The organism is Brevundimonas fluminis (genome assembly GCF_003934285.1).
Classification (GTDB): domain Bacteria; phylum Pseudomonadota; class Alphaproteobacteria; order Caulobacterales; family Caulobacteraceae; genus Brevundimonas; species Brevundimonas fluminis.
In genome coordinates this window covers 626,465-652,526 of sequence record NZ_RQWJ01000002.1, presented here as the reverse complement: position 1 = coordinate 652,526, position 26,062 = coordinate 626,465, and the positions used below count along the sequence as shown (strand labels likewise).

Sequence of the window (26,062 nt, the reverse complement as noted above, 5' to 3'; positions counted from 1 at the left end):
TCAGGCCGGCTGATTGTGACGCGCGAAGACTCGGGTCTCGCCGGAGCGTAGCACCAGCAAGGTGTCGTAGGGCTGCCGACGCCCCTGCGGCGTCTCCATGCCCGGCGACCCCAATGGCATGCCGGGAACCGTAAGACCGACGGCCGACGGCCTCTGGTCTAGGATGTGAATGACGTCCGCCGCCGGGACATGGCCTTCCACGACATAGCCGCCGATCATCCCGGTGTGGCAGGACGCCAGAGCATCCGGCAATCCGGCGCGTTGGCGGATGGGCTGGAGATCGTCCACCACGGTGACGGCGGTGGTGAAGCCGGCCTCGCGCATGTGGGCGACCCAGCCGTCGCAGCAGGGACACGTCGGCGTTTTATAGACCGTCAGGTCACGAGGCGGAGGCGTCTTGGCGCAGGCCACCCCGGTCGTCGCGACAGTTGCGATGGCCGCCAGGACAAGGCGACGCGACATCGAGATGGCGTTCATAGCGGTTCTCCCTGATCGCTGTGGACCGAACGTCTGGCTTCCGAAGGGTCCGACGACATCGGCGCGAACATTCCGCGCAAGACCCTTCGTCCGGGACGCTCGACCAACACATGGATGGCCGCCGCCGCCACGAGCGTCAACACAAGCATCGCCGCCAGTTCCGCAAGCTGCATCCTGTAGTCCCCCGGCAGGTCGAACAACGCCTGGGCCGCGTTGCGCCAGACCATCAGGATCGGGATGTGGACGAGGTAAAGTGCAAATGACGCTTCGCCGCCGAAGAGCAGCGCTGGGTGAGAGAGGACTGTGCGCACGCCGCTCTTCGCCAGCATGGCGAGCGACAGGATGAAGGGTCCCGCCGCCAGAACGATCAGCCGGTCGTCCGCGCCGGTCTGCATCAGCGCCAGCAGAACCATCGTGCTCGACAAGGCGATGACGGCCGCGACGCTGCGGGACCAGGTCCAGCCCTGGCCCAGGTAGTAGAGGCCGATGCCGAAGAGGAACTCCGGGATGATCCGGAGAATGCCCATGCTGTCTTCCGCGCGAGGCAGGACCTTGCCCGACCAGGCCTGATAGATAGCGTCGAGGAAGATGAAGGCGGCCGTCGCGAGCCCGATGATCACCCAAGGCCGGCGTCGAAGCCGGATCGCGATCCAGGCGAAGGCGGGGAAGGCCAGATAGGCGAACCACTCCGCCGACAACGACCAGGCCGGACCGTTCCACAGGGCGAGGGTGTCACGCGGAAACCATGCCTGGACCAACAACAAGGTCTGCACGAAGTCGCCGGGGTTAAACCTGCCTGGCTCCAGCCCGATCCCGAACACCGGACCCGCGAGGACCAAGCCTAGCATCGCCAGCAGGATGAACAGATGCGCCGGATAGATGCGTGCGAACCGCGCGGCGAGGAAGCGGCGGTAGTCCGGCGGGCGCTCGCCTTGCAGGTAGACGTGGGTCAGGATGAAGCCTGACAGGATGAAGAAGACGTCTACGCCCAGTCGCGCACGATTCAGCAGCCCTGCGGCCTCCGGCGGAAGGGTCCAGTAGAGCTGGAAATGGAACAGCACGACGCCGAGCGCGAGGAAGAACCTCACGCCGGTCAGCGGCTCCAGGGCGTCCGGAAACGGCGCCGCCGACGTGACCCCATGTCTCGTCAATCTGCGCCCCCGGCGCGATCCCGGCCTTCCGCGATCGATCTCTGCTATCTACGCGCGGCGCGCCTAGCCCCCTCATGAGGGAGGTCGGGCTGGCGCGCGTAGAACCCGTGGGGCGTGACGCAGGTGCGCGATGACTGACGACATGGATGAATTGCTGGCCATGGACCCGCCGTCGGGCGCGGCGGGTCTGATGGATCTCGAACCCGCCGTCTGGGCGCGCGTCGATGCGCTTCGGGCACGGTCAGGTCGCCGAAACGCCCGCGTGGTGGCCGTGGTGGTCGCGCTCGGCGTCGGCGCGACGAACGGCGGGCTGATGCTGGCCAGTCAACCCGAGCCCACCGAGATGCAGGTCTTCAGCGTAGCGGCCAACCTCGGACCCCTTGGCGGACTGGACGGCGTCGGATGAGGGCGCACTGGAGATCGATCGTTTTGACGGCGATCCTGGCAGCGGTCGTCAGCAGCGGCGCCACCTGGGCCACCGCCGCCTGGATGATGCGTGAGCGCCAGGCGCCCAGCCTGCACAGCATCGTGCATGAAGAGCTGGACCTGAGCCCCGAACAGGATCGCCGCCTCGACGCCATCGAGGCCCGCTTTGCCGAGCGGCGCACCGCTCTGGAGACCGAGGTGGAGGCGGCACATCGCGAACTCGCCGCCGCCATTGCGGCCAGCGATGGCAACACGGCGGAGGTCCAGGCGGCGGTGGATCACTTCCACGCCGCCATGGGCGACCTGCAAAAGGAAACGATCACTCACGTCTACGACATGCGCTCGGTCATGACGCCCGCGCAGGCGGAGGTGTTTGACGACGCGGTCGTGGACGCCCTGCGCCGCGAAACCGACTAAGCGACGCGGTGGGGGTCGAGGACAGCATCGAGGCCCGCGCGGCCAGCGGTGATCGGGCGGCCTTCAGCGCCTTGATGACGGGGACGAAGGCGGACCTGTATCGCTTCATTCGCCGCTATGTCGGAGACGAGGACGAGAGCCACGACCTGCTCCAAGAGACATACGCCGCCGCCTGGCTGTCGATCCGACGCTATGATCCGGCCCGACCTTTCGACATCTGGCTGCGGTCGATCGCGCTAAACAAATGCCGAGACTGGGGCCGCCGCCGGGCTGTCCGGCGCGTGGTGCGCGGCGTGATGGGGCTGGATGCGCCGGAAGCGGCGGCGGTCGGCGAGGATGTGCCGCTGGCGGAAGTCCGCCTGGATGCCCAGCGCCGCTACCAGCAGATGCAAAGGGCGCTTGTCGACATGCCCGACACGCTGAAGGGGCCTTTGCTGCTCTCGGCATTCGAGGGGCGGTCTCACGCGGAGATCGCCGCGATCCTCGGAGTAACGACCAAGGCCGTGGAGACGCGGATCGCAAGGGCGCGCCGCCGCCTAGCTGACACCCTGCAAGCCTCGCCGCGATCAGGCGCTTGACCTTCCCAAGGTGGGAAGGCGCATCCGCATACACGGAGACGCTGCGGCGACCTGACACAAGGGATCAGGGCCGCTCATGCGTATCTGGACCAACGACGCAAGAAACGTTTGTAGGGCGCGCCTGAAGCATGATGACGACAAATCTCGATCGCCGATCGATTCTGCGGGGCGCCGTCGCCGGCGGCGCCGTGGCGGGCCTATCGGGACTTCTGCCCGCCTGGGCGCAGACGGGTTCGGCGGGCCTGCGCGCCGACCTCCCGACCCTGACCGGGCCGAACGTCGATCTGACCGTGGGCCACTCGCCCTTCACCGTCGGCGGTCGGACGGGACACGCCATCACCATCAACGGCGTCCTGCCGGCCCCTCTGATCCGCCTTCGCGAAGGACAGAACGTGCGGCTGTCGGTCGCCAACGGCCTGGACGAGGACACTTCGATCCACTGGCACGGCCTGCTGGTCCCGTTCCAAATGGACGGCGTGCCGGGGGTCAGCTTCCCCGGCATCAAGGCCCGCGAGACCTTCGTCTACGAGTTCCCGATACGGCAGTCGGGCACCTTCTGGTATCACAGCCACTCCAACCTTCAGGAAGCCATGGGCCACTACGGGCCGATCGTCATCGACCCGGCGGGGACCGATCCGATCGCCTACGACCGCGAGCATGTGCTGGTCCTGTCGGACTGGAGTTTCATGCATCCGCACGAAATTCTCGACAAGCTGAAGAAGAGCCCCGGCTACTTCAACCGCTCGCGCACGACCCTGTCAGGCCTGATCTCCGGCGAGGACGGCATGAGCCTGGAGGAGCGGCGCATGTGGGGCCAGATGCGCATGGACCCGCGCGACATCGCCGACGTCAACGGCTCGACCTACACCTATCTGATCAACGGCCACGGGCCGCAGGAGAACTGGACCGGCCTGTTCCGCCCCGGCGAGCGGGTGCGGCTGCGGATCATCAACGCCTCGGCCATGTCGATCTTCAACGTCCGCATCCCCGGCCTGGCCATGACGGTGGTCAATGCCGACGGCGAGAACGTGCGGCCCGTCGAGATCGACGAGTTCCAGATCTCGGTCGCCGAGACCTATGACGTCGTCGTCCGGCCTATGAACGACCGCGCCTACACCCTGGTGGCCGAGTCGGTGGATCGCTCCGGCATGGCACGAGCGACGTTGGCGCCCCGTCCGGACATGACGGCCGAGGTCCCGCCGCTGCGCGAGGTCCCGACGCTCACCATGCGCGACATGGGCATGGGCGGCATGGCGGGCATGGACCACTCGGCCATGGGCCACGGCGGGATGGATCATTCCGGCATGGGTCACGGGGGGCCTGCCGCCGCGCCGGTCGACCATGCCGCCATGGGTCACGGCGGCATGGACCATGACATGCGCAATCCGGACAACGCCCCCGCCGGCATGGCGGTCGGCGTCGGGGTGGACATGATCTCGTCGGACCCGGCCAACCGCCTGGGTGAGCGGCCCATGGGGCTGGAAGACGTCCCTCACCGGGTGCTGGTCTATACCGACCTGGTGTCCCTGGCCCCTAACAAGGATCAGAGGCCTCCGTCCCGCGCGCTGGAAATCCATCTGACCGGCAACATGGAACGGTTCATGTGGGGCTTCGACGGGCGCAAGTTCTCCGAGATCGTCGAGCCGATCCGCTTCGAGCGGAACGAGCGTGTGCGGGTGACCCTGGTCAACGACACCATGATGGCCCACCCGATCCACCTGCACGGCCACTTCTTCGAACTGGTGACAGGTGGTCCTGCCGGGCACCAGCCGCTGAAGCACACGGTCAACGTCGCACCAGGCTCCAAGGTGACCTTCGACCTGACGGCCGATGCGCCCGGCGACTGGGCCTTCCACTGCCACATGCTGATGCACATGCACGCCGGCATGTTCAATGTCGTCACAGTGCGGCCTATGGACGGAGCCGCGTCGTGAACCGCCTCTCGGTCGCCCTCGCTCCGCTGATCCTTGCCGCCAGCGCCTTCAGCGCCCAGGCCCAAGACCCTCACGCCGGCCACCGGATGCCGTCGGCGCAGACTCGACCCGCGCCCGCGCCGGTCGCCACGCCTGATCCGTCCGCCCGGCCGCCAGCGCAGGACCCTCACGCGGGTCACGTCATGCCTGCGCAGGCTCCGCCCGCAGCCGATCCGCACGCGGGTCACCAGATGCCCGCGCAGCCCTCGACCGCCGATCCCCATGCGGGTCACGACATGCCGACCACCGCGCCGAGCCAGTCTGATCCGCACGCGGGCCACGACATGTCCACGATGAGCCCCTCCCAAGCCGACCCGCACGCCGGGCATGACATGTCGACGATGAACATGGGGCCGCCCGACGTGCCGACCAGCGCGGATGACGAGGGCCGTCCGCGCCAGCCGCCTTTGCCGCCCGCCGCCCTGTCCGGTCCGGCCCATGCCGCCGACGCCATCTGGGGGGCGGACCAGATGAGCGGCGCCCGCGACGTCCTGAGGCGCGAGAACGGCGACGTGCGCGCCACCGCCGTCATCGTCGACAGGCTCGAGGTCGGCTTCGACGACGGCGAGGAAGGCTGGGCCTGGGACGTCGCGGGCTGGACCGGGGGCGACATCAACCGCTTCTGGTGGAAGTCCGAGGGTGAAGGCGACTTCGACGGCGAGGCGGAGGGCGAGGTCCAGGCGCTCTACAGCCGCGCCATCTCGCCCTTCTGGGACGTGCAGGCGGGCGTGCGCCAGGACTTCCGGGAGAACGGCGAGGACCCGACCCATCTGGTGCTCGGGCTTCAGGGCCTGGCCCCCTACTGGTGGGAAGTCGACGCCGCCGCCTTCCTGTCGACCGAGGGCGACCTGACCGCGAGGGTCGAGGCCGAATACGACCAGCGCGTCACCCAGCGGCTGATCCTGCAGCCGCGCGTCGAGGTCGAGGCCTCGGCCTCCGACGTGCCGGAGCTCGGACTGGGCTCGGGCTTCACCCATGTCGAGGCGGGCGTGCGCTTGCGCTATGAAATCGCCAAGGAGTTCGCCCCTTATGTGGGCGTGGAGTGGAGCCGGGAGCTCGGCGACACCGCCGACTTCACCCGCGCGGCGGGCGGAGAACCCGAGCACACCCGGTTCGTCATCGGCCTGAAGGCCTGGTTCTAGGAGACCTGTTCATGCGCAAAATCATCCCCGCCGCCGCTCTGGCCCTGACCCTCCTGGTCCCCTCCCTGACGCACGCGGCGGCTCCTTGCTGCTGCTGCCAGAAGGCCGACCAGGATCCGCCGTCCAGCCACACCGCCGCGGCGCACGCCGATCACGCCGGGCATGCCGCCCACGGCGTCGTCACCAGTCCGGCGGACGGCGCCATGACCAACGGCTCGCCGGACTGGTTCACCGCGACCTTTCCGCACGCGATGACGCTCAAGGCCATCACCGTGACGGCCGAAGGTCAGGCCCCCGTGACCGTCCCGGTCGCCGCCGCCGCCGCGACGACGCGGGTGTCGGCAGACCTGCCGACCTTGTCGCCCGGCAACTACGTCCTGAACTGGACCGCCGAAGGCGCGGACGGTCATGAGATGACGGGCGCGGTCCGTTTCATGGTCCACTGATGACGGCCCGCTTGACCCGCCGCCTGATGCTGGGCGGCGCCGTCGCTTTCGCCTCTGCAGGCGCGGCGAGGGCTAAGGATCGGCGGATGACGGCCTACAAGACGCCGTGGTGCGGCTGCTGCGACGGTTGGGTGGCGCACATGCGCGAGGCCGGCTGGACGGTCGAGGTGGTTGAGCGCGAGGACCTGACCCCGATCCGTGCGCGATACGGCGTGCCGGACCGCTATGCCGGGTGCCACACCGCCGTGGTCGGCCCCTACGCGATCGAGGGTCATGTGCCCGCCGCCGATGTGGAGCGCCTGCTGCGCGAACGCCCCGCGGCCGTGGCGCTGGCCGCGCCCGGCATGCCCGCAGGTTCGCCCGGCATGGAGGCGGCGGGGCGCCGGCCCTACGTCACCCTGCTGATCAATCGCGCGGGCGAGGCGACTGTTTTCGGTCGCCACAACGGAGCCTGACCCTCAGGCCGCCTCGCCCTGGAAGGCCGCGATGATCGGGCACGGCCCGCTGTCCTTCGACGCGCAGGCGCCCGCGAGCCGCCTCAGCCCCGCGCGCGCCTGCTCCAGATCGGCGATGGTCCTGTCCAGCGCCTCAAGCCGTTCGGCCGCCAGGGCACGTGCGCGCTCGCGATCCTCGCCGGCGTCCAGCGACAGAAGTTCCCGGATCTGCTCCAGGGTGAAGCCCGCCGTCTGGGCCGAGCGGATGAACTTCAACCGCCGCACATCCTCATCGCCATAGCGGCGAATGCCCTCGCCCACGCCGCTGGAAGACCACCGCTCGGGCTTCGGCATCAGGCCGCGCCGCTGGTAGAAGCGGATCGTCTCCACGCCCACGCCGCCTTCGCGCGCCAGGCCCGCGATCGTTCGAACCTTCATGGTTGACTCCGTACTTGAGTACGGAACCTAAGCAGAGCGCTCCGGATTGCCAAGCCAAGGAGTGAATCATGTCCGACACGTCCCGAACCGCCGTCCTCCATCGGATGGTCATGCCCGGCCACACCTGTCCGTGGGGGCTGAAGGCCCGCCATCTGCTGAAGAGCCGGGGCTACGCCGTCGACGACCGCTGGCTGACCACGCGCGAGGCGGTCGACGCCTTCAAAGCCGAACACAGCGTGACGACCACGCCCCAGGTCTTCATCGACGGCCGCCGCATCGGCGGCCACGACGACCTGCGCCGCTTCCTGGGCCTGAAGGTCCGCGACCCCAAGGCGCTGACCTACACGCCCGTGCTGGTGGTGTTCCTGACCACGGCGGTGATGGCGGCGATGCTGAGCCTGACGGTCCACGGAACGCCCCTGACGGTTCAGGCGGCGGAGTGGTTCATCGCCCTGTCGATGATGGCGCTGGCCATGCTCAAGCTGCAGAACGTCGAGAGCTTCTCGACCATGTTCCTGAACTACGACCTCCTGGCCAAGCGGTGGGTGCCCTATGGCAAGATCTACCCCTTCGCCGAGTTCGGGGCCGGCGCCCTGATGCTGGCGGGGGTCCTGACCTGGCTGTCGGTCCCGATCGCCCTGTTCATCGGCGGCATCGGCGCGGTCTCGGTGTTCAAGGCCGTCTACATGGACAAGCGCGAACTGAAATGCGCCTGCGTCGGCGGCGACAGCAATGTGCCGCTGGGCTTCCTGTCGCTTACGGAGAACCTGATGATGATCGCCATGGCGGTTTGGATGCTGGTGATGGAGCTCAGCCCGATGGCGGCTCTGATGCCGATGTGAAACCGCATCTGAGCGTCTGCTTTGAGGCCAGCAGCTGATGTCCGCTGCTGGCGCGATGGCGACGACACGGCCGATCTTAGCTCGAACGTCCGCTATGGGTGGAAAGCGGACGTTTAAGGGTGAGGTTCGCACGACCGGCCTCTGACGTTGAAAGCTAATGTCTGATCCATCGTCGTCACGTATCCGACTTGGCAGTCAGTGGTCGTCCCGTCCTGATGAGTCATCCGGATCAAGCCGGACCCCTCACAACGTTTGCGGTTTACCCCAGCGAAGCGGGTTCCTGATTTTTCAAGCGTCCATGTTGGCTGCCGGCACACCGAGACCGTCGCAGACACAACCGGGCTTTCAGCATCCTGAGTCTCGACAGTGTAAGTATGCGTCACCGTGGAACAGCCGGAGAGCAGGGCCACCGTTGCGATGATGAGACGTTTCATTGGGGCAGCTTCCATCACGTTGCAGCCGTCCGCAACGGGTCGTCTGCAAACGTTAGGCTGTCGGCGTGGAGCGGACTTGCTCCCCCAGCTTCCAGACGAATTGCGCCAAGGAGACGGCCCCCGGCTAGTTGCTCCAGTAGAAATGCTTACGATACGAGCCGCCAAGCTAGGGCCGCCAATGGCGGAACTACGGCACCGACTAGGAGCCAGACATAGTAGTGGCCTTCCGCGGCGTCCGCTCGATTTTCTTGCCTCGCGCGCCGGTCCTCTTCGACTGCCCAAGACGGGGTGTTCGGTTGATGCTCGCGCTGAGCTGGATCGCTCAGCGGAGCCTTGAAACTGCTCATAACGCGCCGCCTCGGTTGGGACCGGCCTCGGACTGCAGTGCGTGTCCTCGTCGTCCAGCCCATCTCTGGAGGGTGGACCTATCGGGCCACGTCCGCAATGGGGTCGGGGCGACGGTCCCTTGAGGGTCGACATCAGACTTGGCAGGGTCGTCTGGGCCAGATGCAGGCGATCGGCAGCGAACGGCTTGGGACAACGCAGTGACTGACGAACCGACCTCGAGCCCTCATCGCGACGATCTCATCGACGGGATGACGCCCGTGCTTGCCCGCATGATCGCGGGGCCTGACAGCATGTGCCTGACACTCACGCTGGAGGGCGACGCCGACCGTTGGGTCCAGTACATGGCCGACAGCGTCAACGCCGCCTACTTCGGCGAGGAGCCCCCGTCAGATGACCTGCTCTACTCCCTGGGTCCGGCCGTCATCACATCTTTCGAGGCGGCAAATCATCTGACCGTCACGTTGGCGGCGCGCGATCCGGAATCCATCGCCGCGTGGATTTACGACTACTTCCAGAAGGTCTTGGAGTGCGGGGACGCCTTTGTCCTCGACGTCGTGGTTGAGGATCTTGGGTAGCCACTCCGCCGCCGCCCCGGCTCCTCACAGTCATCCTGCCGATGCAGCGAGGGTCGAAAACGGTCTCCGAGTGAGCGGCAGCGCGAAGGTCCGCTTTCAAGCCGGCGAAGAATGTCCGGTCTTGGCACTCAGCCGACCCTTCACGTCGCAATGCGCGTCGGCCAGCGGTCTGCACGCAACCATCGCTGTGGAAGACAGAACAAAACCAGAACTTTCTGCTGGACGACCCCACGCCTTCGCGGCCGGATGCCCCCGGGTCGGGTTTCGGAGGACATCATGCAGCACAGCATCCCTTTCCCCGCACGCGCCGACGACCAGCACAGACTCATGGAGCGCCTCGCCAGCACACAGGTCTCGGACAAGCGAGCGCAGGAGATCATCCGGTCGCCGGACGCCTACAGCGCCTTCCTCGCCGAGATCGCGGCCGGACTGCCGGCCTACGCCCGTCGGTCGCTCCGGTAGCCGTATCGTTCACCCGCCAGCGATGGGCTACAAGAAACCGGAGCGCCGAGACCTGTCGGAGCTGCTGCATCCACACAACCAGGCGGGTCAGATGCAGCGCGACGGCTGGCGGCTGCGGACGCGATGTCTGCACTGCCAGCTCGAACTCCTCTGCGACTACGAGGTCCTGATCAGGATGAACGGGCGCGCGTTCAGGCCGTGGGGCCGCACGACGCGCTGCCGCCGGGTGGGCTGCGACGGCATGATGATCTTCATGGGCAGCCCGCCCGGCTGGCATTTGGCCTTCTGGCCGCTCTGGTCTTCTCCTGACGGATCGGCTCCGCCGCACGTGCGTGATGCTCGCGAGGGCCATGAGCCAAAGGACCGCCTGGATTCCTAAAGGCCGGCCCATCGGATCAGGCCGACGCCCATGAGCAGGACCCCGAGGATCAGCAGGCCATATGCCGTCGTGCGGTCCTGCGGGCCCCGCCAGCCGAACCTCTGCGCGCGCGCGATCCCGGACAGGGCGAACGACACGCCAAGGATCCCAGCGATCGCTTCCAGCCAGGGCGGGATGAGGTCGATCATGGCCGGTCGATGACGGACAGGGCGCCGTCCGGCAGGGGACGCTGCAGCGCCCGGGCCTCCTCCCACGGCGCGCGCATCCAGACCTCGCGCTCCTCCGCGCTCGTCAGGATGACCGGCATCGCCTTGGGGTGGACCGCGCCGACCTCGGCATTGGGCTCCGTCGTCAGGAAGGCGAACAGGTCTAGGGTCTCCAGTCCGGTCTTGATCTTTCGCACGGAGGTCCACTGGGGGACCTGGATTCCGGCGAAGAAGGCCAGCGGCTCATCCCCCGGCAGGGAGAACCAGATCGGGCGGTAGCGACCTTCCGCGTCGCGGCCCGGCTCGCTGAAGGCCGTGAAGGGCACGAGCGCCCGGTTGGCCGGCCCCAGCCACGGTTTCCAGTGGCTGCTCGACGTGTTCCGGACGTTGGTCGTCCCAGAGTCCGGCTCCATCGCCAGAAGGGCACCGAAGTCGACCTCCCCGCCTTTGGCGCGGAGCCTGTCGGCCCGCTTCGTCGCGGCGTCGAGCAGCGCCTTCTTCGACGACGGGAGCCCCCATCTGGCCAGCACGAGCTCCCGCTCGCCGTCCGCGCCCGTGCGAACGATGGGCGCCGGATAGTCCGGATAGAGGTCACGAGGCTCGAGATTGCCCACGTCGCTGCGCATGGCGCGGGCGAGGTCGAGGATCGCCGCCGGGCCTTTGCGGAGGGTGTAGAGGTTGCACATGCGGGAAGGTTCTCAGGCCGCGACCGGACTGTGAAGCCGGAAGTCGGACGGTGCGGCCGGGTCGGCGGCCACGCCGGTTAGGAGCTGAGCCCCCTGACAACTGACGGCTCGACGATCTATCGTTCTGGCCATGCCGGGACCTCTGACCAAATCCTCTCTCGCCGAACTGGAGCAGTGCGAGCGCCGGCATTGGCTGTCGCGCCACCGTCCCGATCTGGCGGCGGAGATCGACGACGACGTTTTCGCCGACGGCCGCCGCGTCGGCGACCTCGCTCGACGCCTGCTGCCGGAGGGGCGGCTGATCGAGGCGAAGGACCGTGAAGCGGCGCTGGCGGAGACGGCGGACGCCATGGCGGCGCGAGATCGGCCCATCTTTGAAGCCGCCTTCCACCATGGCGACGTGTATGTCCGCGCCGATCTTCTGATCCCTGAGGAGGACGGCTGGCGCCTGGCCGAAGTGAAAGCCAGCAGCAAGCCGAAGGCCCATCACTTCGCCGACCTGTCGACCCAGCTCTGGGTGCTCGAGGGCTGCGGCGTGACGGTCAGCCGGGCCGTCGTGCGGCACATCGACAACCGGTTCGTCTATGCAGGGGACGGCGAATACGCCGGCATCTTCAAGGACCATGAAGGCGGCCAGGCGCTTCAGGAGGCTCTCGCCGGACGCGCCGCCCTCGTCGCGCGCGCCGCCGCCTTGGGCCTGGAGGAGCCGCAAACGGCGATCGGCGATCACTGCCGCTCGCCGTCCGCGTGCCCTTACACCAGCCACTGCGCGCGCGGCGCCCCGGCCGCCCCGGACTTCCCGGTGTCCCTGCTTCCGGGAGCCGCCGGAAAGGCGGCCGGCCGTCGCCTGGCCGAGGCCGGCTATCTGGACCTCCGAGACGTCCCGGACGGGCTGCTCGAAGACCCGATACAGCAGCGGATCCTGCAGGTGACCCGCGACCAGCGCCCGCATCATGATCGTGAAGGTCTGATCGCGGCGATCGCCGCATGGGGCCAGCCACGCCACTATCTCGACTTCGAGACCATCGCCCCGGTCATCCCCATCTGGGCGGATTCGAAGCCCTATCAGGCGCTGCCGTTCCAGTTTTCCTGCCACACCGAGCGCGCGGACGGGACCATGTCCCATTCGGAGTTTCTCGACCTCAGCGGTGAGGATCCCAGTCGCCCTTGCGCCGAAGCGCTGATCGCGGCGCTCGGCGACTTCGGCCCCATCATCACTTACAACCTGCCCACCGAACGGGGAGGGCTCAAAGCTCTGGCCGAGCGGTGTCCGGACCTCGCCCCCGCGCTTCAGGCGCTGATCGACCGCCTCGTCGACCTGCTTCCTCTGGTGAGGGCCCACTACTACCACCCCGACATGAGGGGGTCGTTCTCGATCAAGGACGTTCTCCCGACCGCGGTCCCAGACCTCTCCTATGAGGATCTTGAGGTCCAGGACGGTCGTGCGGCCCAATGCGCCTGGATCGAGGCGGTCGACCGGGCCACCCCGCCGGAGAGACGCGAAGCTTTGAACGAGGCGATGCTCCGCTACTGCGAGCGCGACACCTGGGCCATGGTCGAGCTTGTCAGGACGCTGGCCGCTCCTGAGACAGGCTGATGGTGGAGGGGTGTTCGCGCTGATCTTCGGACACCGGGAATCGGGTCACCCGCGCGCGCAGGTTCCGGAAAGACGCCGTCGGCCTTTCAATCGGCTGCTTCTGGACGCCGCGCGAGGTCGGCGTTCTCAAGATGACGGGTAGGCGAGGGGAGGGCTCGAGCCCAACGCGGGCTTAGGCCGCCACAGGCTCTCTGGCGCTTTCGCTCGATCCGATGGCGTTTCGGCGGAGCAACTCCTCCGACAGGCGCTCCAGCCGAGCCTGATCCTCGGGGTCTACGCCGCCTTCGAAGCCCGCGTAGATGACCTTCGTCGCGAGCCGACGATACTCCGCTTCGAGCTTCTCTAGTTCCGACATCGTGTTTTCCTTCACGCTCTCAGATGATGCCACAGGGGTCCTGACGCAACAAGCGAGGCCCGCTAGGGAGCGCTCAACTTCGCCAAGAGGCTCGCCACCATGGCGACGTCGCGCACGGTCTCCACGCCTTGGTGCGGAAGATCCCCGGAACGGTCGAACACCCCCACGCGATCGCTCGTGGCGGTCACCACGCCCCAGATCTCATTGTCCGCACCGATAAGGATCGGGAAGCTCGCCACCGACCGGTACCGCGACTCTCGCGCAGCGTCCGGCTTATCAACCTTGTAGCGTTCCTGAGCTTCCCGCTTTCGCGTGTCGGGTTCCACGACGCTCGCAAACGGATTGTCCCTAGCCAGACTCCATAGATGCCCGGTGTAGCCGCGACCACGCTTCCAGGATCGGCCTAGGCGCAGCGCATCGCGCTCATCCGTCCATTCTCGAGCGATGGGCGTCATCTGCTCTTGCGCGCCGGATCCCGTTTTCTGGAAGATGGTGAAGGTGAGGAAATCGCCGGCCTGATAATCGACGGCGGTCCTGAGGTTCGATATGGCCCGCTCCAACATCTGCTGTGCGGACTTCGGCACGTCGGCTTGCTTGAGAAAGGCGGCCTCGACGCTTTCGATCATCAGCCGCGTCGCCTCGATCCTCGCCAGCCGCTTCCGGTCGAAAGCCGCTGTCTGTTTGACGCGGTCCTCTGCGGCCTCCAGCTCAGCAGTCTTGGCGGCTAAGGCCTCGATCGCGTCGTCGGCCGTCTTGTGGGCGTCTCGGCCCTCCTGCGAGATTTCGAGCTTCTTGAAGTCCATGAGAACGACGAAGCCGCCACCGGCGGCCGCGACCACGGCGCCGGTGACGACCAGACCCAAACCCCAGGGGCCCGGAATGAAGCGCGCAATGGCGGCCACCATCGCCCCACCCACGGCGACGAAGCCAAAGATCGGTCGAAGGCGCTCGACGTAGGTGATCCGCGCCGAAAACTTGTCGAAGAAGGACTGTTCGCCCTTCCTCAGCCGGGCTTTCAGCTCCTCTATCTCACCCATCGTCCCCTCCCAATGGCGACCCACCGCCCTCGCCCATCTCCGCAGCCGTCACCGGCGAGGTCTGCTGCCGCCTTCCGCTCGCACAACCGACCTTGCCGCTGCAGGAGCACCACGATCAAGCCGCAAGTTGGGGTTGTAGGCCGGACGCTCGGCATGAAGCTTTCGACAGAGAAAGGTTGCACCAATCTGACGAAACCGGTCGGAAAACCAGAGCCTAAAAAGAGGGATCGGTCCTTAGGTCGTCTTCGATCCGACTTTGCGCCGATCGCCTCTTTACAACCGGGCAATCGCCAGGATGGTATCAGCCCGCACGCGGCGAGGCGCCTGGCGTGACGCCGACGCCGTGGGGGGAGTGAGCATGAGCGAAGAGCCAACGAAGGACGCGGAGCTCTCGCGCGTGATCGAGCAGATCGTCGAGCTGCAGCGCGAGTACTTCTTCGAGAACAAGGGCAAGGATCACGAGCGTCGCAAGCGGCTGCGCGACATCATCGACCGGGCCACCCCTTCGGGAGCCGCCTGAGGATGTGGCTGTCGCGGATCACCCTAAAGGATTTTCGCTGCTTTTTCGGCGAGCATTCGATCGAGTTCTCTCAAGACCCCGAACGTAACGTCACCCTGATCCATGCCGAGAACGGCGTCGGCAAGACCACGCTGCTCAATGCCCTGCTCTGGTGCTTCTACGGCCAGACCACGGAACGCTTCGAGAAGCGTGATGATCTGGTCAACTACGACGCCCGGGCCGCCGGCGCGCAGCACGCCTTTGTCGAAGTGCTCTTCGAACACAATGCCAGCCGCTACCGCGCCCGCCGCTTCACGAAAGGCGGCGGCGGCGACCGTGAATTCACCATAATGCGCATCGACGGCGGCAGCCACGTCACCCTGCCGAACGCCGACGCCTTCATCAACACGGTCATCCCCAAGAGCATGGCTGGCCATTTCCTGTTCGATGGCGAACACGCGGAGTTCTTCCTCGGCGAAGACAATCGCCGTGCCGTGCGCCGAGCGGTGCAGGACATCCTCGGCTGCTCGCTCATCGAAACCGCCATCGGCGACCTCGAGGAAACCGCCACCTGGTATCGGCGTCAGATGCCCAATACCAAGGCGTCGTCGTCGATGGATGCGTTGAGCGCCCGGATCGACGCGCTCGCTGGTCAGATCACGGCAGCCCATGTCGCCAAGGACGGCCTCTTGGGTGAGATCGAGGCGATCGATCAGCGGATTGCCGACATCGATGACAAGCTGCGCAACTCTGCGGCCGCCAAGACCCTTCAGGCGCGTCGTGATAAAGCTAAGGACGAGCTCAAGAGGGCCCGGGCGCGCGAGTCGGACGCCCAGACCGAGGTGCTGAAGTGGTTGGGCGACAACGGCCGGTTCCTGGTGTCGACCAAGATCACCGAACTGGCCATGGACCACCTGGACCAGCAGGAGACCAAGGGACGGCTACCCTCGCCCTACAATGAGGAGTTCGTCCACGACATCCTGGATCTCAAGCGCTGCATCTGCGGCGCCGACCTCGAACCCGGCACGGACGCCCACGCCGCTGTGTCGAGCCTCCTGCACAAGGCGGCCAATGCCACGCTTCGCAGCCGGATCGGCAAGGTCAAGGCGCGCCTGTCGCAGCTCAAGTCGGAACGCCAAAAGGCTCCCGCACGCCTCGACGCGGCCAACAAGCGGCTCAACGAGGCCCGCGAAGACATCTCGCGCCACGAGCAGGAACTCGATGACGTCTCCGAAAGCCTGAAGGGCATCGATTTCGACGATATCGCCGAGCGCGAAACCAAGCGCAATGAACTGCGCCAGGAAGCCAACCTGAAGCGCCAGCAGCTGGGCGGCTTCGATCACCGGATCTCAGCGGCCGAACAGGAAAAGGCGTCGGCCGAGCGCGAGCTGAAGAAGCTGGCGGATGAGGACGCCGGCTCACGCGTCTTCATGACCCGCTACGCCCTCTGCGAGCGGCTCAAGGGGCAGTTGGAACTGGACCTGAAGCGGGAGGAGGAGGAGGCCCGAGGGGTCTTGCGGGCCTCGATCAACCGCATCCTGGCCGACACCAGCCGTAAGGCCTTCAAGCTGAGCATGAGCAACGACTACGCCATCAGCCTCGTCAACCACGCTGGCACCCAGATGCCCAAGTCGAGCGGCGAGAACCAGCTCCTGGGCCTGGCCTTCACCGCCGCCCTCGTCGAGTTCGCTCGGGTTCGTGAGAACGCGTCCGACCGCCGGCTGCTCAAAGGCACGGTCGCGCCGCTGGTTCTGGACTCCCCGTTCGGGCAGCTCGATGAGGAGTACCGACGCACCACCGCCTCCTTCATCCCGCAGATGGCGGGGCAGGTCGTTCTGATGTTGTCCAAGTCCCAGGCCTCGGGTCCCGTCATGGAGGCGCTCGGCGACCGCATCGGCGAAGAGGTCGTGCTCGTGCGTCACAACCGGGCGGATCGAGACGGCCGCAAGGTCGAGGTCCGGCAGTTCCACGGCAAGGACGTCGAAACCGCCGTCTTTGGCGCGCCACACGACGGCAGCGCCTTCGTTCGGGTGACCCGCTGATGTCCGACCGCGCTCCCAACATCCACCGCAGCCGTGTCTATGAGGACCTCGTCCAGCGGCTCGCCAGCCAGCCTGTGCCCGGATCGGATCGGAAGCTGTTTCCGACCCTGCGCGAAGTGCTGTGTTTCGCGGCCCTCCTTGGCTTCTCGGAAGGTCGTCGGCTCCCGCTCGATCGCTCGCAGGGCACAGAGGACATCTCCTATCAGCAGTTCGAAGCCGACGCCGCCGCGGAAGACCTGCTGTGGACCTTGGCCGTCGCCGAAGAGCAGGACGTCGAGATTCTTCGCGAGGGCGAAGAAGGGCGATGCGCCACCATCTTCGAGGAGTACGCCAACGGCGGTCTGGCTCTGATCAAGGACTATTTTCTGCGCAATGGCGGCGAATACCCCGACAAGGCCCTTCTGGCCCTGCTGCGGGAGCGCGGCCACCTGCAGCCGGCGACGCCCGAACCCGACCTTGGCGCGGTGACCTTCTAGGGATGCTGCGAAGCATTGCCCTCAAAGGCGTCTACAAGTCCGATCAGGACGACATCCTGCGGCAGTTCTACTTCCCCGCCCTCGCCACGGCGAAGCGCTACGACCGCGCGGTGGGCTATTTCTCGGCCTCCTCGCTGAGCGAAGCCGCCCAGGCCCTCACCGTCTTCATCAAGGGCGACGGCCGGATACGCCTGGTTGTCGGCGCCTTCACGGCTCAAGGCGACGTCGACGCCGTGCGGGAGGGCCTGCGGCTGAAGGAGGTGTCGGATCGGATCGGGGCCGAAATGGTCGATGCGGTGACCGGCGTCGACGACGAGCTGTTTCAGCACCGCTTCAAGGCCCTGGCCTGGCTCATCGCCCAAGGCCGCCTGGAGATCCGCGTGGCTCTGCGCCCGAACGGGATCTACCATGACAAGGTCGGGATCATCTCGGACGAAGCGGGCGACGCCGTCGTCTTCTCCGGCTCGGCCAATGAGAGCGCCGCGGCGCTTCTGCCGACGCAGAACTACGAATCCATCAACGTCTTCCCGACCTGGCGGCCGGAGTTGGCGGCTTGGCATGAGCCGCATCGGGAGAGCTTCGAACGGCTTTGGGACAATCGCAGTCGCGGCACGGTCGTGATCGATCTGCCCGCGGCTCTCAAAGACAATCTGCTTGAGGTCGCGGCCGCCCTGGACGCCCCACCCGACAGCGAGCGCGAAGCGCTCATCGCAGCTCGTCTCAAAGCGCGGGACGAACAGGAAGCCGCTTCGGTCGATGCGGACGCGCGCCGACCGCGTCCCCCGGCCACTATCAACGGCATGCCCTTCCAGATGCGCGAGCATCAGCGTCAGGCTCTGCGCGCTTGGCAGGCCAACGGCTATCGCGGGATCTTCGACCTGGCCACCGGCGCCGGAAAGACCATCACCGCGATCTATGCAGTGGTGCAGATGGCCAAGGGCGTGCCGGGCCTGACGGTCGTCATCGCAGCGCCCTACCAGAGCCTCGCTGATCAATGGTGCGAGATCCTGGAAGCGTTCAACATCCGTCCGCTGCAGTGCTACGTGTCCAAAGACCTTTGGCACGACGAGCTGCAAAGACGCGTGCTGGACATGCAGGGCGGGTCCGATGCCTTCCAGGCGATCGTCGTCGTCAACCGCACGCTCCGATCCCCGGAGTTTCAATCCCTCCTCGCGCGCGTCCCGAAGACCCGCCTGCTGTGGATCGGCGACGAATGTCACCACCACGGGTCCGCAGCCCTCGCTTCGTCCCTGCCGGCCAACGCGGACTACCGGATCGGCCTTTCGGCGACGCCGATGCACTATCTGGACGATGAGCGAAACGACCGGCTCAAGGCCTATTACGGCGACGTCGTGTTCAGCTACACACTGGCCCAGGCCATCACCGACAAGGTGCTCACCCCTTACAACTACTATCCCGTCGTCGTGCCCCTGACGGCCGATGAGGCCGACGAGTTCATCAGCCTTTCGGACGACATCGCCCGCGCCTTCGTCCGCGAGGACAAGAGCTCCGGTCCGCCGAGCGCCGCACTGACGGCTCTGCTGATGAAGCGGGCCCGCATCATAGGCTCTGCGGCCAACAAGATGGGCGCGCTTGAGCACACGCTCGCCGGAAAGCAACCCACGCCGCATGCGCTCTTCTACTGCGGCGACGGTCAGGTCGACCTCGACGGCATCGAAGAGGGCGATGTAGCGGACGAAGGCCAGCCCATGCGCCAGATCGAAGCGGTCAGCCGACTCCTCGACGGGCTGGGGTGGAAGGTGTCGCGGTTCACCGCGCGTGAGTCTCGACGCGACCGCGATCTCATCCTCGAGGCCTTCAAGACCGCGGCGATCGACGGGCTCGTCGCCATCAAATGCCTGGACGAGGGGATCGACGTCCCGGCCTGCGACACGGCCTACATCCTCGCCAGTTCTCGCGATCCCCGCCAGTTCATCCAACGCCGGGGCCGCATCCTGCGCCGATCTCCGGGCAAGACGCTCGCCCACATCCACGACTATGTCGTGGTTTTGCCTGAAGACGCTCATGACGAGAGCGGCGCGGCCAGGAAGCTCATCACCGCGGAGCTGAAGCGGGTGGCGGAGTTCTCAGGCCTCGCGGAGAACCGTAACCAAGCCTACGCGGCTCTTCGCCCGATTCTGACGGCCTACGACCTAGAGCACATCCTCTAGAGGGTGGTCGCTCATTTGTGGCAGGTGACGCACATCTTCCCGGCTGAGCCGTAGACCTCGTCCATCTCAATTGCGTCGTCGTGAAGGGCGTTGATCAGCCGCTTCTTCTTCAGCCGTTCGACGCGACGCTCATGGTCGAGGCGGATCTGCGCCAGGCGCTCGGGACGCGACAGCTGCTCGAGGCTCTCGCCATGACTCCAGGTGAAGGGCGAGCCGTGCTCCAGCGCCGTCTTCTCATAGCGCTTGGCGTCCTCGAAGGCGTCGGGATGCTCTTCGAGCAGCCGCGCCCATTCGATTTTCTGCTGGTAGAAGCAGAAGGTGCATCCGCTCCGCGACCGCCAACGATAATAGCTCGGCAGCCCGACGCCAGCAGCTTCCAGAAGCTCGGTGACGCCCGCCTTGTCGATCCCGGCTTCGCGGAACGGCAGATGGACCCTGAGGTTGGACTGTCCCGACACATAGCCTTCGCGGTAATCTTCGTCGGACCGGATGGCCACATAGCTGTGGACGATGTCGCCCCGCTGCACCGACGGCTTCACCCACGCCTCGAACGGCTTGATCTTCAGCTGCCGGGTGCACCACCGGGTCTGGGGCGAGGGCAGGAAGTCCTTGTACTCCTTGAGCCAGAAATCGAAGTCCCGATCCGGGTTGAGACGTTCGATCGGCTTGCCGAGAAAGCCCTCCAGGCGACCGAGAAACTCGTAGACCTCCGGCAGTTCCTTGCCGGTGTCGGTGAAGAAATACTCGATGTCGAGCTCCGGCCGCTGCTGGCGCATGTAGACGGCCAGGGCCGCGCTGTCCCGCCCGCCCGATATCCCAAGGACGTGCCGCTCCATCATGCGACCTGCGCGGCTCCCTGATCGTCAAGGACCTGCAGGCCCAGCCCGAGCCTGGCCACGGCCGCGATCGCCACGTCCCGGCTCACGCCCTCCTTGGTCATGACCGCCAGCAGACGACCCGCCAGCTCATCGGCGAGCTCGCGATCCGCGATGCTGACGTCGATCTCTTGAACCTGCGGCTCCGGATAGCTGGGGTCGCTGATGTAGACGGCGACGCCCATCCGGCCGTCCGCACGGCCCTTCAGATGGCCGAGCGCCTCGGCCTTCAGAAACTGCTGCGCCAGAGCCGCCAATTCGACCCGAGCGGCGTCGACGTCCCGGTCGACCCAATCCCGGGGTGGTTTGTTGGCCGCCAGGCTGGCCAGACCTTCCACCTCCTCAAGCCGCCCGGTGTAGCTCATCAGCCGCGTCGCCAAGGCGTCCAACCGGAAATTGCCGACCAGGCCGAGCACATTGGCCGATCGCCGACGCAGTCGCTCCAGCGGCAGCTCGCCGTCCCCTCGCACCCTCAGTTCGGACCTCAAGGCCGCCTCGAGATCGCGGAGCATGGCCGGATAGGCCTTCTGAAGCTCATCGAGCAAGGCGGAGACCTTGCGCGCGATGGTCACCGCCGCAAGGGACCCGATGGGCTCTCCCAATGCCTCGGGCACGTCCTCGAGCAGAAGACGGTTCGGATCGCTCGAAGCCTTCACCCGATCCCGCAGCTGGATCGCCGACGGACTGAGCCGGCTCGTCCTGAGGGTCCAAACCGGCAGCTCGCGCACTTGGCGCACCAAGGCGCGGGCCACTTCCAGGGAGGTGGGGGGCACCCGTTCCTCCTCCGACGACAGCGCTTCAGCCATGGCGGCGATGTAGGCCACGTCGACTTCCGAGAGCTCGACCGACCGCAGGGAGACGCTCGCCGGCTCTTGGAGCAGACGATCTATGAAGAAGGTGTCCAAAGACGGCCGGAACACGCCGTCGAGGTAAAGGGCGCTTCGCCCGGCGCGCGTCAGCAGATAAGCCACCAGCAAGATCGGCAGCAGGCCGTCTCTCACCCCGAAAGGGGGCGACCGCCACAGCTCATAGATCCTCGCCGCACCGACGAGGGCGTCACCCGCCTCGAGCAGGGCGTCCGTCGCCTGCCAGAGAGGCGCAAGCCGAGCCGCGTCGCCGTCCTTGGGCGCGACGAACCGCCAACGCCCGCCCCCAGGGTCGAACCGATGCAGTCCGCTCGCCTCGAGCAGGCTGATATGAAGCCCGGCTTCCGCAGGAAATCCTTCGAAGCCCAGGCGTTCGCGATCGTCGCGCTCGGCCATGGCGTAGAGAAGCGCTCGAACCGCCGCCTGGGCGCTCGACGACGGTTTGGTCCTGTTGACGAGCTCATTGGGGAGCCGGGGCGCCAAGGGGTAGCGCCAGTCGGCCAGCCGAGACGCCAGGACGCTCAATCCTGCCGGCCCCGCGGCGTGGACGTCCAGAACCTTGCGGGCCTCGCCCGGAAGACGCCAATCGACGCTGTTGATCGCCTCTCCCAACCGATCCTCGAGGTCGGCCGACAGACGGGCGAGACGGGCGTCGATCTCCCGTCGCGCGACGGCGTCGCCTTCCAACTCAGGACTGTGAGCGCGCACATGCTCCAGCGCGGCGAGATCCAGGGCGATCTCGCGCAGCGTCAGGCTGTCCCGGCTCCATCCGCACACCACCAGCTGAGAGCCGGCATGCTCCAGCGCGGCGTCGAGCATCTTGGCGGCCTGCCTCTGACTCTCCGCCTGGGTGCTGAGGGCGAGGACGAACAGGCCGGCCGCTCCGGGAGCCGGCGCATAGGCGCGAATTCGCGCTTCGACGTCCTGAAGCGGGGTCAACTCCACCTCGAACCACCGCAGGGCTCCGGTGGTCTCATAGTGACGCTTGGCCAGGATCGGCTGTAGGGCGGCTTGCTGCGCGAGACGACGAAAGTCGACGGTGACGCCCGCGCGCCGCACCGCCTCCGCGGCGGCGTCGATGTCGAAGTCGCTGCCGGCGTAGAGGGCATAGGCCCCCGCATGGGCGCGATGGATGACCACGGACCACGTCTGCAGGTCCCGCAACAGTCCGCCGACGTCGACGTCTTCGGGGACGACGGTCTGCAGAACCTCCGGACTGGCGATCAGGCCTGAGCGGTCTTTGAAGAGGTCGATCAGGGCGACGGTTTTGAGGACGTCGAGGTGCAGGGGAGTGGCGTCGCGCACCTCCGCCCTATGAAGCGCGTCAAGCGCGGTCGCCCATCGGTGGCCGTCCGGTGAGGCCAGGATCGCCGAATCCAGATTGGCCCGAAGATAATCCCACAGCGAAGCTGCGGAGTAGGGCGCTGCGTCTCGGCCGTCCGCAGTTTGCAGATAGGCCTGAAAACCGAAGGGCTCCGCCGAGGACAGGAAGCCGAAGAGGCTGCGCTGGTTCTGTCCGAACCGACGCCGGGTGATGGGCCCCAGCAGCGCCGCGGCGACGGGATGCAGCGGCCAGCAGGCCGCCAGCCTTGCCTCCACATGAGCACCGCTGCCCACACGGGCCGGCCGCAGCGCCGCCGCGACGGTCTTCACGGCGTTCCCAGCCGCCGGCTTGTCGCCCTCGATGGCGCGTCCGATGAGGTCCAGCTGCTCCTCGGCCGCGAGATTCACGGCCACGTCGAGATAGCGGCCCTGGATCTTGCGCCACTCGTCGCGCGCGTCCCGTCCCAGACGCTGCGCATACTCGTCGAAGGCCTGGTGAAGAATGCCGACGACGATCAATCGTCCGTCCGCCCGAGACGCCGCCTCCGCCAGCTCCTGAAAAACATGCAGATCGCCGCCGCTGCGCGCGGCGTGCTCGAGGAACTTCCCCATCTCGTCGACGAGGACGATGAGGCCATGTGTCTTCGGATCGGCCGACACGCGGATGGCCCACCGGGCCAAAGCTTCGCCGTCACGTCTCGCGAGCGCCTTGTCGCGACCGATCGCGTCCCCGAGCGCCCGTTCGATCTCCGCGCCGGGATCGCTGCGCGTTCCCACCACGGGCGCGACGCGCCAGGGCGTCGCGCTCGGCCGGAAAAATCCGCGAAGCTCGTCTCGACTTGAAGGTGCCAGGGTCGCCAAGAGGGGCTCCGCGGCCGCCGGAGTTCCGGCGGCGAGCGTCGCCAGGGCGACGGCCAGACTCGACTTTCCGCTGCCGTAGGGTCCCGTCCAGGTGAAGGCGCCGTGCCCAGTCTCGCCGGAGTGGCGCGCCATGGACAGGAGAGCCTCCACCGCCGACTGCGAGCAGACGTAGCCCTCAAGGGCGGCCCCATCGGCGTGACCGTCGTCGACGCGAACGGCACGCGTGAACCGCCGGGCGACCCGGATGCGCTCCGAGAGCCGGCCGGTCATGCCGCCAGCCTCATGTCGCGGTCGTAGAGGCGCGCCAGGATGGCCCAGGGGTCGATCTCATCCAGACGGGCCGCATACACCTGCCGCATGCCCGAAGATTCGTCCCAGGTCAGGCCTGCGTCAGTGAGCGCCTCCAAACGGGACAGACGCTCGGCGACCGAGTCCTCGTCGAGGAGGAGAACCTGCCCCGGCGAGCCTCGCTCATAGGTCAGAAAGTCCACCGAGAAGGACTTTCGGCCCGGATGAAGCCGCCGCCAGAAGTCGATCAGAGCAAAAGCGAAAACCTCGTCGGGCAAGGAGGGTTTGGGGCCACGTCGGAACCGAAAGGCGTCGCCGAAAGCCGCCCGCTGAATCAATCCCAGCTCTGCGAGCGGCGACTCGATGCTGTCTTCAGGCGCGCGCCGCCCCGTGGCCGCCGCGGCGTGATAGGTGCGCACGAGACATTCGACGTCCCGCTTAAGCACGACGGGGCTCGCGGCACGGTCCAGACGCCCCGCCTCCTGCAGCTCGCGACACCGGCGCGCCAGCCGCTGCGTCATGAGCTCGCGATCGAACGACGGTTCGTTGAACTCATTGAATGCCCAGTACCAGGCGCCGGCTCGGCTCGGCGTGGAGGCCAGACTCCAATGGATCAACCAGAGTGAAGCGGGATGCTCCAAATGGGCGTCGCGCGAGTCGCCGAATAGAAAATCACCAAGTTGGCCCGTCAGTATTCGTGGGATGCGCCCAGCATGACTTTCATCCAGACGCAGTATGCCGCTTGCCAAAGACCAGTGCCTCATCGAGAGCACCATGTTTCGACCGACGCCGAACCTCGCGATGGCCGCCTCGTCTGCGAAGACATTGACAGGATCGCCGTCCGCGCCCGCCTGAACTTCGGCCACGGCGTCGTAAGCCTTCTTTAGCCATCCATATCGGAGCGGGAAGGTCTCGTGTCCGGCGAGCTGAAGCCGGGCGCCGTCGATGTCGAGAAGGCTTAGCGCCATGAGCCTGGAACTCCTGTCCAGTTGATAACACCGCCTCTCTCGGGCTATGTCAATCGGGACTGGTGGACGTCACCAGGAGCACAATGACGCCCTCACCCATCTATCTCGATTATCAGGCGTCCACCCCGATCGACCCCCGGGTGTCGGAGCTCGTTACGTCAGTTTCGGTCGCATCGTTCGCGAATCCCCACGCTGAGGATCACGCGGGCGGCTGGTCGGCGGCAAGCGTCGTCGAGCAGGCACGATCACGCATCGCCACCGCCATTGGAGCGGCGGACGGCGAGATCGTCTTTACCTCCGGAGCGACCGAGGCCGACAATCTTGGCGTCCTCGGGGCCGCGCTCGGCGCGCCGCCTTATCGTCGCCGCATCCTCATCTCGGCCTTCGAGCACAAGGCGGTCCTGGAATGCGCACGGGCGTGCGAACCGCTCGGCTTCACCGTGGACATGATTCCGATCCTGCCGACCGGTCTCGTCGATCTCGACCGCCTCGAAGATCTGATGGGCGAGGACGTCGCCGTCGTGTCTGTGATGGCGGTCAATAATGAGATCGGGACGATTCAGCCGATTGCTGAGGTCGTGGCCCGCGCGGAGCCGTTCGGGGCGTTCGTGCATACCGATGCGACCCAAGCGCCGCTCGCCATGGACTTGGACATGCTCGACTGGGGCGTGGACGCTGCGAGCTTCTCAAGCCACAAACTCTACGGGCCCAAGGGCGTGGGCGCGCTCTATCTGTCTTCGACCGCCCCATGGCGTCCACGTCCGCTGATGTTCGGCGGCGGGCAGGAGGGCGGGTTGAGACCCGGCACGCTTCCGACCCCGCTGTGCGCCGGGTTCGGGCTCGCAATGACCTTGCTGAGCAAGGAAGAGCGCTCGACGGTCGAATCGTTGAGGGAACGGTTGGCGCACGAGCTGATCCAGCGTCTGCCGGACCTTGTGATCACCTGCGAGGCTGCGCCGCGTCATCCGGGATGCCTGCATTTGCGCCTGCCGGGTCGAGACGCCAAGGACTGGGTCACTCGGCTGCAGCCGACCGTCCAAGTCGCCGCCGGATCGGCCTGCACCTCGGGCGTCATGCATGGCTCCCACGTGCTCATGAGCCTCGGATGGTCGGCCGACGCGGCGCATGAAGGGCTAAGGCTCTCCCTGGGGCGCTTCACGACCGTCGCCGAGGTCCGAACCGCCGCCGGTTTGATCGCCGCGGCGGCCAGGGCTTAAGGTCAACGAGCCCAGCCCTTACGGCGTTCGGACGCTTCACAATCCAACGGCCATCCCACATTCTGCCGCCGAG

27 protein-coding genes are annotated in these 26,062 nt (G+C 66.7%); 17 read left to right on the top strand and 10 right to left on the bottom strand.

The annotated features are described in order from the left end of the window. Complete coding sequence (locus EFJ44_RS03815) at positions 1-477, bottom strand: DUF411 domain-containing protein (RefSeq protein WP_125255837.1); 477 nt, start codon at positions 475-477, stop codon at positions 1-3. Beyond that, on the bottom strand, positions 474-1,565 hold the full coding sequence (locus EFJ44_RS03810; protein ID WP_125255836.1) for an acyltransferase family protein: 1,092 nt from the start codon (positions 1,563-1,565) through the stop codon (positions 474-476). Before EFJ44_RS03810 ends, EFJ44_RS03815 begins: the two co-directional genes overlap by 4 nt. 205 nt (positions 1,566-1,770) lie before the next feature. Here EFJ44_RS03810 and EFJ44_RS03805 point away from each other — a divergent pair, with 205 nt between their 5' ends. The 7 genes from EFJ44_RS03805 to EFJ44_RS03775 all read left to right on the top strand — a co-directional run bounded on the left by EFJ44_RS03805 (position 1,771) and on the right by EFJ44_RS03775 (position 7,065). Next, positions 1,771-2,034, top strand: a complete 264-nt coding sequence (locus tag EFJ44_RS03805) for a hypothetical protein (RefSeq protein WP_241209667.1) — start codon at positions 1,771-1,773, stop codon at positions 2,032-2,034. 23 nt (positions 2,035-2,057) lie between these two features. Beyond that, positions 2,058-2,471: a Spy/CpxP family protein refolding chaperone gene (locus tag EFJ44_RS03800; RefSeq protein WP_338142274.1), complete on the top strand. Its 414-nt coding sequence runs from the start codon at positions 2,058-2,060 to the stop codon at positions 2,469-2,471. Positions 2,472-2,479: 8 nt separating this feature from the next. Continuing rightward, positions 2,480-3,049, top strand: coding sequence for an RNA polymerase sigma factor (locus tag EFJ44_RS03795; protein WP_125255833.1), 570 nt, complete (start codon positions 2,480-2,482; stop codon positions 3,047-3,049). A 128-nt stretch (positions 3,050-3,177) separates the two neighbouring features. Then, entirely contained in the window at positions 3,178-4,983 is a 1,806-nt protein-coding gene (locus EFJ44_RS03790) for a copper resistance system multicopper oxidase (RefSeq protein ID WP_125255832.1), read from the top strand. A gap of 230 nt (positions 4,984-5,213) precedes the next feature. After that, a complete protein-coding gene (locus tag EFJ44_RS03785; RefSeq protein ID WP_241209666.1) occupies positions 5,214-6,164 on the top strand; it encodes a copper resistance protein B in 951 nt (316 codons plus the stop codon). Positions 6,165-6,175: 11 nt separating this feature from the next. Continuing rightward, a complete protein-coding gene (locus tag EFJ44_RS03780; RefSeq protein ID WP_125255830.1) occupies positions 6,176-6,610 on the top strand; it encodes a copper resistance CopC family protein in 435 nt (144 codons plus the stop codon). Continuing rightward, positions 6,610-7,065, top strand: a complete 456-nt coding sequence (locus EFJ44_RS03775) for a DUF411 domain-containing protein (protein ID WP_164511837.1) — start codon at positions 6,610-6,612, stop codon at positions 7,063-7,065. The genes EFJ44_RS03780 and EFJ44_RS03775 overlap by 1 nt, the downstream gene beginning before the upstream one ends. Before the next feature lie 3 nt (positions 7,066-7,068). On the opposite strand, the gene EFJ44_RS03770 is transcribed toward EFJ44_RS03775, so the two are convergent. Beyond that, a complete protein-coding gene (locus tag EFJ44_RS03770; protein WP_125255829.1) occupies positions 7,069-7,482 on the bottom strand; it encodes a MerR family transcriptional regulator in 414 nt (137 codons plus the stop codon). A gap of 68 nt (positions 7,483-7,550) precedes the next feature. On the opposite strand from EFJ44_RS03770, the gene EFJ44_RS03765 reads away from it, so the two are divergent. The 4 genes from EFJ44_RS03765 (at position 7,551) to EFJ44_RS03750 (ending at position 10,522) form a co-directional block, all read left to right on the top strand. Further along, complete coding sequence (locus EFJ44_RS03765) at positions 7,551-8,324, top strand: glutaredoxin family protein (protein WP_125255828.1); 774 nt, start codon at positions 7,551-7,553, stop codon at positions 8,322-8,324. A 979-nt stretch (positions 8,325-9,303) separates the two neighbouring features. Continuing rightward, positions 9,304-9,681 (top strand): hypothetical protein, encoded by a 378-nt coding sequence (locus tag EFJ44_RS03760; RefSeq protein ID WP_125255827.1) that lies wholly within the window; start codon positions 9,304-9,306, stop codon positions 9,679-9,681. Between the two features lie 276 nt (positions 9,682-9,957). Further along, positions 9,958-10,143 carry a hypothetical protein gene (locus EFJ44_RS03755; protein ID WP_125255826.1) on the top strand — a complete coding sequence of 62 codons (186 nt, stop codon included), beginning with the start codon at positions 9,958-9,960 and terminating at the stop codon, positions 10,141-10,143. A gap of 22 nt (positions 10,144-10,165) precedes the next feature. Further along, a complete protein-coding gene (locus EFJ44_RS03750; protein ID WP_125255825.1) occupies positions 10,166-10,522 on the top strand; it encodes a hypothetical protein in 357 nt (118 codons plus the stop codon). Here EFJ44_RS03750 and EFJ44_RS03745 read toward each other — a convergent pair. Together EFJ44_RS03745 and EFJ44_RS03740 are read right to left on the bottom strand one after the other, a co-directional pair. Further along, the gene (locus EFJ44_RS03745; protein ID WP_125255824.1) at positions 10,519-10,710 is read right to left on the bottom strand and encodes a hypothetical protein; all 192 of its coding nucleotides are present in this window, start codon (positions 10,708-10,710) and stop codon (positions 10,519-10,521) included. The genes EFJ44_RS03750 and EFJ44_RS03745 overlap by 4 nt on opposite strands. Further along, complete coding sequence (locus tag EFJ44_RS03740; RefSeq protein WP_125255823.1) at positions 10,707-11,414, bottom strand: SOS response-associated peptidase; 708 nt, start codon at positions 11,412-11,414, stop codon at positions 10,707-10,709. The genes EFJ44_RS03745 and EFJ44_RS03740 overlap by 4 nt, the downstream gene beginning before the upstream one ends. A 130-nt stretch (positions 11,415-11,544) precedes the next feature. Between EFJ44_RS03740 and EFJ44_RS03735 the strand changes: the two genes are divergently transcribed. Then, positions 11,545-13,011 (top strand): DUF2779 domain-containing protein, encoded by a 1,467-nt coding sequence (locus EFJ44_RS03735; protein ID WP_125255822.1) that lies wholly within the window; start codon positions 11,545-11,547, stop codon positions 13,009-13,011. Positions 13,012-13,183: 172 nt separating this feature from the next. Here the strand turns inward: EFJ44_RS03735 and EFJ44_RS03730 are convergent, their stop codons facing one another. Both EFJ44_RS03730 and EFJ44_RS03725 read right to left on the bottom strand, forming a co-directional pair. Further along, positions 13,184-13,366 carry a hypothetical protein gene (locus EFJ44_RS03730; protein ID WP_125255821.1) on the bottom strand — a complete coding sequence of 61 codons (183 nt, stop codon included), beginning with the start codon at positions 13,364-13,366 and terminating at the stop codon, positions 13,184-13,186. A 62-nt stretch (positions 13,367-13,428) separates the two neighbouring features. After that, complete coding sequence (locus tag EFJ44_RS03725) at positions 13,429-14,403, bottom strand: hypothetical protein (RefSeq protein ID WP_125255820.1); 975 nt, start codon at positions 14,401-14,403, stop codon at positions 13,429-13,431. A gap of 358 nt (positions 14,404-14,761) precedes the next feature. Here EFJ44_RS03725 and EFJ44_RS13760 point away from each other — a divergent pair, with 358 nt between their 5' ends. The 4 genes from EFJ44_RS13760 to EFJ44_RS03710 all read left to right on the top strand — a co-directional run bounded on the left by EFJ44_RS13760 (position 14,762) and on the right by EFJ44_RS03710 (position 19,591). Continuing rightward, positions 14,762-14,923, top strand: a complete 162-nt coding sequence (locus EFJ44_RS13760) for a hypothetical protein (protein ID WP_164511836.1) — start codon at positions 14,762-14,764, stop codon at positions 14,921-14,923. Between the two features lie 2 nt (positions 14,924-14,925). Beyond that, positions 14,926-16,944, top strand: a complete 2,019-nt coding sequence (locus tag EFJ44_RS03720; RefSeq protein ID WP_125255819.1) for an AAA family ATPase — start codon at positions 14,926-14,928, stop codon at positions 16,942-16,944. Continuing rightward, positions 16,944-17,420 (top strand): DNA phosphorothioation-associated protein 4, encoded by a 477-nt coding sequence (locus EFJ44_RS03715; RefSeq protein ID WP_125255818.1) that lies wholly within the window; start codon positions 16,944-16,946, stop codon positions 17,418-17,420. Before EFJ44_RS03720 ends, EFJ44_RS03715 begins: the two co-directional genes overlap by 1 nt. A gap of 110 nt (positions 17,421-17,530) precedes the next feature. Then, the gene (locus EFJ44_RS03710; protein WP_164511835.1) at positions 17,531-19,591 is read left to right on the top strand and encodes a DEAD/DEAH box helicase family protein; all 2,061 of its coding nucleotides are present in this window, start codon (positions 17,531-17,533) and stop codon (positions 19,589-19,591) included. An 11-nt stretch (positions 19,592-19,602) separates the two neighbouring features. Here the strand turns inward: EFJ44_RS03710 and EFJ44_RS03705 are convergent, their stop codons facing one another. The 3 genes from EFJ44_RS03705 to EFJ44_RS03695 are packed head-to-tail and all read right to left on the bottom strand — an operon-like array spanning position 19,603 to position 24,772. Beyond that, positions 19,603-20,430 carry a phosphoadenosine phosphosulfate reductase family protein gene (locus EFJ44_RS03705; protein WP_125255816.1) on the bottom strand — a complete coding sequence of 276 codons (828 nt, stop codon included), beginning with the start codon at positions 20,428-20,430 and terminating at the stop codon, positions 19,603-19,605. Next, positions 20,427-23,786, bottom strand: a complete 3,360-nt coding sequence (locus EFJ44_RS03700; protein WP_125255815.1) for an ATP-binding protein — start codon at positions 23,784-23,786, stop codon at positions 20,427-20,429. The genes EFJ44_RS03705 and EFJ44_RS03700 overlap by 4 nt, the downstream gene beginning before the upstream one ends. Further along, complete coding sequence (locus tag EFJ44_RS03695) at positions 23,783-24,772, bottom strand: DUF4007 family protein (protein ID WP_125255814.1); 990 nt, start codon at positions 24,770-24,772, stop codon at positions 23,783-23,785. Before EFJ44_RS03695 ends, EFJ44_RS03700 begins: the two co-directional genes overlap by 4 nt. An 83-nt stretch (positions 24,773-24,855) precedes the next feature. Here EFJ44_RS03695 and EFJ44_RS03690 point away from each other — a divergent pair, with 83 nt between their 5' ends. Then, the gene (locus EFJ44_RS03690) at positions 24,856-25,989 is read left to right on the top strand and encodes a cysteine desulfurase family protein (protein ID WP_125255813.1); all 1,134 of its coding nucleotides are present in this window, start codon (positions 24,856-24,858) and stop codon (positions 25,987-25,989) included. Positions 25,990-26,062: the final 73 nt, after the last annotated feature.